The sequence below is a fragment of the Apibacter adventoris genome, assembly GCF_002964975.1.
GTDB classification, from domain to species: domain Bacteria; phylum Bacteroidota; class Bacteroidia; order Flavobacteriales; family Weeksellaceae; genus Apibacter; species Apibacter adventoris.
On sequence record NZ_PSZM01000034.1, the window covers coordinates 105,830 to 116,432 of the forward strand.

Consider the following 10,603-nt stretch of genomic DNA (forward strand, 5'->3'; position numbering starts at 1 on the left):
ATAAAAAACTAAGGTTAAAGAATGAAATCCTCACTAAAAGACCTATCCATATCATTAAAAAAATATTTTGGGTTTAATTCATTTAAAGAACCTCAAGAACAAATTATTCAAAGTTTACTAAATAAGAATAATGTATTTGTTTTAATGCCTACCGGAGGCGGAAAGTCTTTATGTTACCAATTGCCGGCATTAATATCTGAAGGTACGGCTATTGTAGTATCACCTCTTATAGCTTTAATGAAAAATCAGGTAGATGCAGTTAGAGGTATTTCCTCAAATGACGGGGTTGCTCATGTACTTAATTCATCATTAAATAAAACAGAAGTTAAAAAAGTTAAAGATGATATTTCTATGGGGATAACAAAATTATTATACGTAGCCCCTGAATCTTTAACAAAAGAAGAATATGTTGATTTTTTTAAAACTATAAATATTTCATTTTTTGCAATAGATGAAGCACATTGCATATCTGAGTGGGGGCATGATTTCCGTCCGGAATATAGAAATTTAAGACATATAATTGAAAAAATAGGTAATGCCCCTGTAATCGCTTTAACAGCAACAGCTACACCTAAAGTACAGGATGATATACAGAAAACTTTAGGAATGACTAATGCAAAAGTTTTTAAATCCTCATTTAATCGTCCAAATTTATTTTATGAAATAAGACCAAAAGTAAATCCAGAAAAACAAATAATTAAATATATAAAGGAAAATCCGGGAAAATCTGGAATTATCTATTGTTTAAGCAGAAAGAAAGTAGAAGAATTAGCTGAACTTCTTAAGGTTAATGGAATAAATGCATTACCTTACCATGCCGGGTTAGATGCCAAATCAAGAGCATTGCATCAAGATAAATTTTTAATGGAAGAAGTCGATGTAATTTGTGCAACAATTGCGTTTGGAATGGGAATCGATAAACCAGATGTAAGATTTGTTTTCCATTATGATATTCCTAAAAGTTTAGAAAGTTATTATCAAGAAACCGGAAGAGCAGGACGAGATGGGGGAGAAGGGCATTGTATAGCATTTTATGATTATAAAGATATTGAAAAATTAGAAAAATTTTTAGCAGCTAAGCCCGTTTCAGAAAGGGAAATAGGAATGCAACTTTTACAAGAGGTTGTTGGGTATGCAGAAACTTCCATGTCGAGAAGAAAATATCTTCTACATTATTTTGGAGAAGAATTTGATGAAAACCATGGATTAGGTTCAAAAATGGATGATAATTCCTTAAACCCTAAAAATATGATTAATGTTTCAGAAGAAATGAAACAGATGTTAATCATTGTTGAAAAAACTCAAGAAAAACTTAAATTAAAGGATCTTGTAAACATTGCAATGGGTAAAGAATCAGTAGTAACTAAATCCTATAAATTAAGTACCGAAGATTATTTTGGAATAGGAAAAGATAAAACGGATAATTTTTGGAAATCAGTTATTAGACAGGCTATAGTACATAATTTATTGAGTAAAGATATAGAATCTTATGGAGTTTTAAAATTATCTGAATCTGGGAAAAAATTTATAAATCAGCCTAAGGAAATTCTTATGGCAGAAGATGTTGATTTTGAAAAAGAAATTGGAGCTCAAAATCAAACTTTGCAGCAATCAGCAGGAGAAAACAATGTATCAGACAAAAAATTATATGAAGATCTAAAAAATATAAGAAAGAAAGTAGCAAAAGAAAATGGAATTCCTCCATTTGCTGTCTTTCAAGATCCTAGTTTGGAAGATATGGCCTTACAATATCCTACTACCTTATCCGAATTATCTAATGTTTTTGGAGTAGGGGAAGGAAAAGCCAAAAAATTTGGAAAAAAATTTGTAGACTATATAGCTAAATACGTGGAAGAAAATGATATTATACGTCCTGAAGATTTAGTTATTAAACAAGTTGCTAATAAATCATCTTATAAAGTTTTTATAATTCAAAGTACAGATAGAAAGTTAGATTTTGAGGATATTGCCAAAGCAAAAGACCTCTCAATGGAAGATTTACTAAGTGAAATGGAAAGTATAGTCTATCAGGGAACTAAGCTGAATATTGACTATTATGTAAACGAATTATTAGATGAAGAACAACAAGAAGAAATAATAGACTTTTTAATGGATTCAGAAAGTGATAAAATGTCACTTTTATTAGATGAATTTGGAGATGAATATTCAGAAGATGAATTAAGAATAATGAGAATTAAATTTATTAGTGATGTAGCTAACTAAAAATTCTAGTTAGGAATTGCAATAAATTTTGGTTTATATATATTTGAGTGAATATAGACAATAAGTTGTATAAATAATATTTAAAAAGAAATAAGAGGTTTTAATATAACAGTCAATAATGAAAATAAATTGTTTTAAAAAAATATTAAAACTATAATGTAAACTATAAATAAGGTCTACTTTTATTACTTAAAAGACTTAAAAAGAAACTGTTTAACAATAAACAGTTCTTTTTTTATTACTTCGCTTTTATTAATTCAACATTAAATAATAACCAGGCATTAGGAGGAATTACACCACCGCCGGCACCTTGTGAGCCGTAACCTAAGGCAGGAGGAATTAAAAAGGTGGCTTTATCTCCTTCATGTAATAAAGAAATACCTTCGTCCCATCCTTGAATAACCATGCCTTTACCTAAAGGAAACTCAATAGGTTCATTTCTAGCAAAAGAAGAATCAAATACATTACCATTAGTTAAGGAACCTTCATAATGAACAGAAACTGTATCTCCTTTTTTAGCTTGACTACCATTTCCTTTTTCTGTTATTTTATAAAATAGACCGGATGGTGTTTGTTGCATATCTTTTTTCAGGCTTTCTAATTGAACTGCTTCTAATTTTTCTTTATTTTCCAAATATTCTTTATTTCTTTCAGATATTAAATCTTTGTTATCTTGGAAAAATTTTGCAGCATCATAATTTTTATAATCTTCACCTTTAGTAATAATGGATACTTTTTCTATTATTACAGGGGTTAATGGTTTATCCTGTGCTCCTGTAGGTACATTAGCTATTTTACTTACAACATCATCACCTTTAATAACTTGTCCAAAAATTGTATGTCGTCCATCCAACCAAGGAGTAGGAACTTCAGTTATAAAAAATTGACTTCCATTTGTATTTGGACCCGAATTAGCCATGGATAGAACTCCAATACCCGAATGTTTTAAATCATTTTTTTCATCTTCAAAACGATAACCGGGACCTCCCATTCCTGTTCCTTGAGGATCTCCGGTTTGAATCATAAAATCCTTTATAACTCTATGAAAGATAATTCCATCATAAAATGGAACTCCTGTTTTTTTAGCACTATTTTGTATTTTGCCTTCGGCGAGACCTATAAAATTAGAAACTGTTACCGGAGATTCTTTGTCATAAAATTTAATGAGCATATCTCCTTGTGTGGTCTTAATATTTGCATATAAGCCATTTTCCAATCCTTCATAAGTCTGTTTGTCTATTTCCAATGTTTTACAATTTATAAGAGTTAATACTAAAGAAAAAAAAAGTATTTTTTTCATAATTTGAATATTTATATATTCAGGTAACAAAATTACTAAATTAAATCTTATTTCTATTGTTAAATTTTGTATTACAAGAAATCGTAGTTTGCAATAAAAATAGCATATATAGAATGAAAATTTTTAATTAAGGAATTTATCTTTAAGTTAAAATATTTTTATTTGTATAAATGAGTTATGTAGGATTTAAATAAAAATACACTTATTTTTTTGTTAATATATTGAATATAAATATATAAATAATATTATTTAAAGTGATGATAGAAGTGTGTTTTGAAAAGTATTTAATGATATCAATGATTTCAGATTAAGAATTAATAATATAAAATAGACCGACCATACATAAAATTACAGGATTATTAAATATATGGATGCTGATATATGAATTAACTTTAAGAAAAAATTATAAATTTTTAAAAGAAAATTTTAAAAATAGTATGTAAATATAACTTATCTTTTTTCTTACTTTTGCATAGCATTAATTTAAGTACTTTAAAGAAATAACATAAATAATGTTTGAAAATATAAAAAATTATTTACAAGAAGTAGAACAATTTACATCAATAAAATCAGATGAAATTGAGCTTTTCAGGATTAAATATTTAGGAAAAAAAGGTATATTGAATGATTTATTTACCCAATTCAAAGAAGTTCCAAATGAACAGAAAAAGGAATATGGACAGCAAATAAATAAATTAAAACAAGCAGTTACAGAAAAAATAGAAAGTTTAAAAGAAACTTTTTCCGTAGAAAATGATAAAAATTCTGATTTAGATCTTACTCGTCCAGGAGTACCTTATTCTTTAGGGAGTAGACATCCTATACATATTATTCGAAATAAAATTATAGATATTTTCAAAAAAATAGGTTTTTCTGTGGCTGATGGTCCGGAAATAGAGGATGATTGGCATAATTTTACTGCTCTAAATATGCCCGAATATCATCCGGCAAGAGATATGCAAGATACTTTTTTTATAGAATTAAATCCGGATAGGGTTTTAAGAACTCATACTTCTTCCGTGCAAATACAATATATGGAGCAAAATAATCCGCCTTTCAGAATTCTTTCTCCAGGCAGGGTTTATCGCAATGAAGATATTTCAGCACGATCACATTGCATGTTTCATCAGATAGAGGGTTTGTATATAGATTCAAATGTTTCTTTTGCAGATTTAAAACATACTTTACAATATTTCACCACAGAATTGTTTGGAAAATCAGAAATTAGGATGCGTCCTTCTTATTTTCCTTTTACAGAACCTAGTGCCGAGGTAGATGTATATTGGGGATTAGAAACAGAAACCGATTATAGAATTACTAAAGGAACAGGATGGTTAGAAATTTTAGGATGTGGAATGGTAGATCCTAATGTGTTAAAAAATGTAAATATAGATCCTGATAAGTATAGTGGGTTCGCATTTGGTATGGGAATAGAAAGGATTGTAATGCTTATGTATCAGTTTGGAGATATACGAATGTTTACAGAGAATGATATACGAATGTTGCAACAATTTAGCCAAGAAATTTAAAAATTTTATATATAATTAATATATGACAAAAGGGAGTGTTCACTCCCTTTTGTCATATAAATAATAATAATTATTATAAAGTAAAGTTTTTTAGTTTTTTAACTTACTTAAGATTTAACTTACTTATATCTATATTAAGCCCTTTAGCTACACCCATGCCTAAAGCGGAACTAGCTCTGAAGAAATGACAAAGTTGTCTATGTATGATTTCATCCTTTTTCTCACCATCTATACCACTCATATGAGCTACAATGTTTTTAATTGTATTAGCTTTAGCATTATCATCCATAATACGATCAAATAAATCGCCAGGTTGAGAATAATGATCATCATCGTTTTCATTTCTATCATAATAATCCACTATAGAACTTTCTAATTCATAAGGTTGTCCTTTATATTCTTTAGGTTCATAATTTCCATCAAAACTATTAGGAAAATAATTTGGAGAACTTCCGCCATTTCCATCATGTCTCATAGCTCCGTCTCTACTATAATTATTTACAGCAAAAGGACAAGCATTTACAGGTAAAGATTGGTAGTTAGTGCCGATTCTGTATCTTTGAGCATCTGCATAAGCAAAAATTCTTCCTTGTAACATTTTATCAGGAGAAAAACCGATGCCGTCAACAATATTTGATGGCGCTAAAGCAGCTTGCTCTACATCTTGAAAATAATTCTGAGGATTTTTATTTAATTCTATTTCGCCTACTTCAATTAAAGGATATTCTTTTTGAGACCAAACTTTTGTTACATCAAAAGGATTCCACTTATAATCTTTTAACATTTCCGGAGTCATAACTTGAATATAAAAAGTATATTTTGGAAAGTTTTTTTGTTCAATAGACTTTAACAAGTCCATTTGAGCATAATCCGGATTTTTTGCTTTATAGTCAATAGATTCTTCAAGCGTTAAATTTTTTACACCCTGTTGGGTTTTGTAATGAAATTTAACATAGAAACGTTCATTTTTCGCATTTACTAAAGTATAAGTATGGCTACCATACCCATGCATATGTCTGAACCCGAAAGGAGTTCCTCTATCCGACATTAAAATCATAACTTGATGTAATGATTCAGGATTTAGTGAAAAAAAATCCCAAAACATAGTAGGATTTTTACAATTAGTATAAGGATCTCTTTTTTGTGTATGTATAAAATCAGGAAATTTACGTGGGTCTTTAATAAAGAAAACAGGTGTGTTATTTCCTACTAAATCCCATATTCCGTCTTCTGTATAAAATTTTAAAGCAAATCCTCTAGGATCTCTTTCACTATCAGCCGACCCTTTTTCTCCACCAACAGTAGAAAAACGAACGAACATTTTAGTTTTTTTTCCTATTTGGGAAAATATTTTTGCTCGCGTATATTTAGTAATATCATGAGTTACAGTAAAAGTACCAAAAGCACCCGAACCTTTAGCATGAACAATCCTTTCAGGAATTCTTTCTCTATTAAATAAAGCAAGTTTTTCATGTAAGAAAAAATCTTGCAATAATATAGGGCCTCTGGGACCTACAGTTTGTGAATCTTGGTAATTTCCGATAGGAGTACCAGAATTTGAAGTAATTTTTTTATTTGTTTCCATATTCACTAGTATTGATTGGGTTTATTTGTTTGTTTGTATACAAATGTATTCATTTTATTTTATATATACAAGTATATATATAATTTTTTAATAATTTAAAATAAAATCAATAAATATAGTGAAGACTAAAAGAGTATTACCTTTATAATATGTTAAAAATAATATAAGATGTTGATGGGTTATAAAACAAGCTATATATTTGTGTAAACTAATGCTTTTATGGAACTATTAGAGTAAACATTTTTAATTGGATTTATATTCTTGAATAAATATTTAAATGTAAAACGCATAAATTTTTTTTATACCATATAGAGATTGTCAGGTAATTTATATGATAAAAAATTAAAAATAAGTTGTGAATGATAGAAATGAAAATTTATAAATATTCTTTTTATACTTAGCAATAGTTCTGAACTTTTTAGAAAACAATCGTGAGCCAGTAAGAAAAACAATAAAAGATAAACTCCTTTTATCTTTGTATAAAGAGCTAGTGTCTAATAGTTATAAATAATAAAAAACATAAATAATAATAAATATGGAAACATTTAAAGTAAAAGCCTTTGGGGCAGAAAGCTCAAAAGCAGATTTAAAAGAAATGCAGATAGATCGTCGTACAATTACACCAAAAGATATTGAAATTGAAATTCTATATTGTGGAGTTTGTCATTCAGATCTCCATACAGTACGTAATGACTGGGGAGGTACTTTATACCCGGCTGTTCCCGGACATGAAATTGTAGGGAAAGTAGTACGGGTAGGTGAGCATGTAACAAAATTAAAAGTAGGAGATTTTGCGGCTGTCGGCTGTTTAGTAGACTCTTGCAGAGAGTGTGAGAGTTGTAAACAAGATTTGGAACAATATTGTTTAAATGGATTTATTGGAACTTATAATGGCAATGATAAACATTTGCATAAACAAACTTTCGGTGGGTATTCTGAAAAAGTGGTGGTAGACGAACATTTTGTTTTAAAAGTACCTAAAAATCTTGATTTAGCGGCCGCAGCACCCTTATTGTGTGCCGGAATAACAACCTGGTCACCTTTAAGACATTGGAAGGTAGGAAAAGGAAGTAAAGTTGCTGTAATTGGTTTAGGCGGATTAGGACATATGGCTATTAAATTAGCTAAAGGGTTAGGTGCAGAAGTTACCTTATTTTCTCGTAGTCCTTCTAAAATACAGGATGCGAAAGATTTAGGAGCAGATGATGTTGTCATTTCTACAGATTCGGAACATATGAAATCTGTAAAGGGCAAGTTTGATCTAATTATAGATACCGTTCCTTATGTGCATGATGTAAACCCATACGTATCAACTTTATCTATTAATGGAACCTTAGTATTAGTAGGATATTTAGGAGATTTAACTCCTATGTTGAATTCTGTTCCTATGATAATGGAAAGAAAATCTGTAGCAGGATCAGTAATTGGAGGTATAGCAGAAACTCAGGAATTACTTGATTTTTGTGGAGAACATAATATAGTCTCAGAAATAGAAATCATCAAAATGCAAGATATTAATAAAGCCTATGAAAGAATGTTAAAAAGTGATGTAAGATATCGTTTTGTAATTGATATGGCTTCGTTAAAAAATTAAAGTTTATGTGTATAAGCAGCAAAAAGAGCCATAGTTTTCTATGGCTCTTTTTCTAATGTTATATATAACCCTCACATTTATAGTATATTATCTTTCTACGGTTTTGTATTGACAGTATAGATAAAATGCCTTATTATAGAATTTTTTACATTCTTCATTTCTTATTAATATGTGAATTTAATAGTATTTAAATATGTATAGATTTAATATATATAAAATTACTAGTTTAATATAAAGTTATACTATTTATATTTAAATAAATAATTTTTTTTAAACAATTAAAATAGTAAGAAAGTTAATAACAATAAGGGAGTATAATATATTTAATTTGTAAGTATTAGTATAAATAAATGGTGTAACTATATTATAACCCATAACCATATATTTATATCTACATTTTATTTTATTTTTTTTGTTAATTATTTATTTTATATTAAAAGAAATAATATATTTGTTGTCTATTTAAGTCTTTACAATTAACTATATATGGACACACTTAACCCCAATGAGGAGAAAAACCCTCTTTTTCAAATTAATCCACCCAAAAATAAACCCTCTTATTTTGCAAAATACGGAGGAACAAAAGAAGACTTATACGGAGATTCCCACTTAGTATCAGTTAAAATAAAGATCAATGGAGTTGATTTTTTCACTCAAACAAATATCCAATTAGAAATCAGGCAAAAAATCAATGACCTGCACGAATTTACCCTTATTTGTGACCCCGACGAATTCGGAGAGAATCATACCACTTACCTTTTACAAAACTCCAGAGAATATTTAGGAAAAAGGATTAGTTTCCAATTTCGACAGTTCGGGAAAACCACCTCTATTTTTACCGGAATCATTACCCAACTTTCCATGCCTAAAAAAGAAGGAATTCGCCAGATTGTTTTTCGGGGGACATCTCCTTCCATTCTTATGGAAAACGGGCTCCATTGCCGCAGTTTTGAAAACCAGACCTTTGAGGAAATTATTAAAGAAGTAATTAAAGACTATCCGCAAAATGTTATAAGCTTTCATATTAATCCTAATTACAATGAAAGGCTGAATTATATAGTACAATACAACAGCACCGATTTTCAGTTTTTACAGCAGCTAAGTAAAAGGTTTGGAGAATATTTTTACTACAATGGAGAACAATTTTGTTTCTCTGCCTGGGGAGGTAAAATTATTGAGTTAATGGAAGGAGAAGATGTTTACGATTATGAAATTAAGATGGAAGTGCAGCCCCAGAATTTTTCCTATACGGCCTATGATGCCAAACAAGGAACAGACTATTTGCTAGATTCCAAAACCCAAAGCATACAATCCTCTAACAACCCTTTTCAGCAATTTGCCTACAATGCATCCAAAAACCTATATAATGTATCTCCTATGGCCCATTACGATCAGAGCTTATTGCTTAACGGCTCGTTGGATATGCAACGATCATTGGAAAGAGATATGAAGAAAAGGCAGAATTTAGTCTATGTGGAAGCTACCAGTAATAATCCTTGCTTACGTGTCGGTGATGTGGTTAAGATGATGGCTTGGATTCCAGGGCATGAAATATTCAAAAACGGACGGGTACCCATAGAATCGTATAAGATAACCGAAATCGTCCACACCTTTGCAGATGGAGAAGGGTATACCAATACCTTTGTCGGAGTACCTAAAGACTTACCGGTTCCTCCATACTATAACGAGGTAGAAGCTCCCAAAGCCCAGATACAACATGCCACTGTAAAGGACAACCGAGACCCCCTGAAAATGGGAAGGGTAAGGGTACAGTTTACCTGGCAAAGGAGGGCTAACAGCCAGACTCCTTGGGTACAGGTAATACAGCCCCATTCCGGAGGAGGCAAAGGGACTTATTTCAACCCTGAGATCGGGGAAACCGTATTGTGTGCGTTTCAGGGAGGAAATGCCGAAGCTCCTATTGTGTTGGGAACGGCTTATAATGGAGGAGAGATTGCAGAATATTACACTCAGGGAAACGATATTAAAGTCATACAGACCCGTAGTGGGACCAAGATTGTTTTTAATGATGCTCAGGAACAGGGTTCTATACTTATAGAAGACCCCAGCGGAAATAAAATGTTTATGGACGGACAGGGTAATATAAAAACCTATGCACCTAAAGACATGGAAATAACCACTGGAGAAAATTTGAATATACATGTAGGGAATAACCTGCATTTCACGGTAGGAAACCAGGCTACTTTGGATATAATGCAAAAGATGCTGGTAAACACTCCGTTTATGCAGCAACTGGTAAGTAATTATTATCATACCCAGGCAGGAAAAGCATTAATAAACTCTGAAAACCAGATTAAAATTGAAAGTCCTGAGACCTTTGTACAAGGAGGTCAACGATTAATGCTCCATTC

At 30.4% G+C, this 10,603-nt stretch carries 6 protein-coding genes; 4 read left to right on the forward strand and 2 right to left on the reverse strand.

Translation table 11 applies throughout. The annotated features are described in order from the left end of the window. Positions 1 to 21: 21 nt before the first annotated feature. Complete coding sequence (recQ, locus tag C4S77_RS04995; RefSeq protein WP_105246517.1) at positions 22 to 2,223, forward strand: DNA helicase RecQ; 2,202 nt, start codon at positions 22 to 24, stop codon at positions 2,221 to 2,223. 238 nt (positions 2,224 to 2,461) lie between these two features. Here recQ and C4S77_RS05000 read toward each other — a convergent pair whose 3' ends face one another. Then, positions 2,462 to 3,523, reverse strand: coding sequence for a peptidylprolyl isomerase (locus tag C4S77_RS05000; RefSeq protein WP_105246519.1), 1,062 nt, complete (start codon positions 3,521 to 3,523; stop codon positions 2,462 to 2,464). A 512-nt stretch (positions 3,524 to 4,035) separates the two neighbouring features. On the opposite strand from C4S77_RS05000, the gene pheS reads away from it, so the two are divergent. Then, complete coding sequence (pheS, locus tag C4S77_RS05005) at positions 4,036 to 5,052, forward strand: phenylalanine--tRNA ligase subunit alpha (protein ID WP_105246521.1); 1,017 nt, start codon at positions 4,036 to 4,038, stop codon at positions 5,050 to 5,052. A gap of 103 nt (positions 5,053 to 5,155) precedes the next feature. Here pheS and C4S77_RS05010 read toward each other — a convergent pair whose 3' ends face one another. Next, positions 5,156 to 6,637 (reverse strand): catalase, encoded by a 1,482-nt coding sequence (locus C4S77_RS05010; protein WP_105246532.1) that lies wholly within the window; start codon positions 6,635 to 6,637, stop codon positions 5,156 to 5,158. 535 nt (positions 6,638 to 7,172) lie between these two features. On the opposite strand from C4S77_RS05010, the gene C4S77_RS05015 reads away from it, so the two are divergent. Next, the gene (locus tag C4S77_RS05015) at positions 7,173 to 8,231 is read left to right on the forward strand and encodes an NAD(P)-dependent alcohol dehydrogenase (RefSeq protein WP_105246523.1); all 1,059 of its coding nucleotides are present in this window, start codon (positions 7,173 to 7,175) and stop codon (positions 8,229 to 8,231) included. A gap of 486 nt (positions 8,232 to 8,717) precedes the next feature. Next, the coding region (locus C4S77_RS05020) for a type VI secretion system Vgr family protein (protein ID WP_105246524.1) at positions 8,718 to 10,603 on the forward strand (1,886 nt) is incomplete at its 3' end.

What these genes read in the sequence shown, in the direction of transcription:
- recQ (WP_105246517.1), top strand. Translation starts at nt 22, where the DNA reads ATGAAATCCTCACTAAAAGACCTATCCATATCATTAAAAAAATATTTT.
- C4S77_RS05000 (WP_105246519.1), bottom strand. Translation starts at nt 3,523, where the DNA reads ATGAAAAAAATACTTTTTTTTTCTTTAGTATTAACTCTTATAAATTGT.
- pheS (WP_105246521.1), top strand. Translation starts at nt 4,036, where the DNA reads ATGTTTGAAAATATAAAAAATTATTTACAAGAAGTAGAACAATTTACA.
- C4S77_RS05010 (WP_105246532.1), bottom strand. Translation starts at nt 6,637, where the DNA reads ATGGAAACAAATAAAAAAATTACTTCAAATTCTGGTACTCCTATCGGA.
- C4S77_RS05015 (WP_105246523.1), top strand. Translation starts at nt 7,173, where the DNA reads ATGGAAACATTTAAAGTAAAAGCCTTTGGGGCAGAAAGCTCAAAAGCA.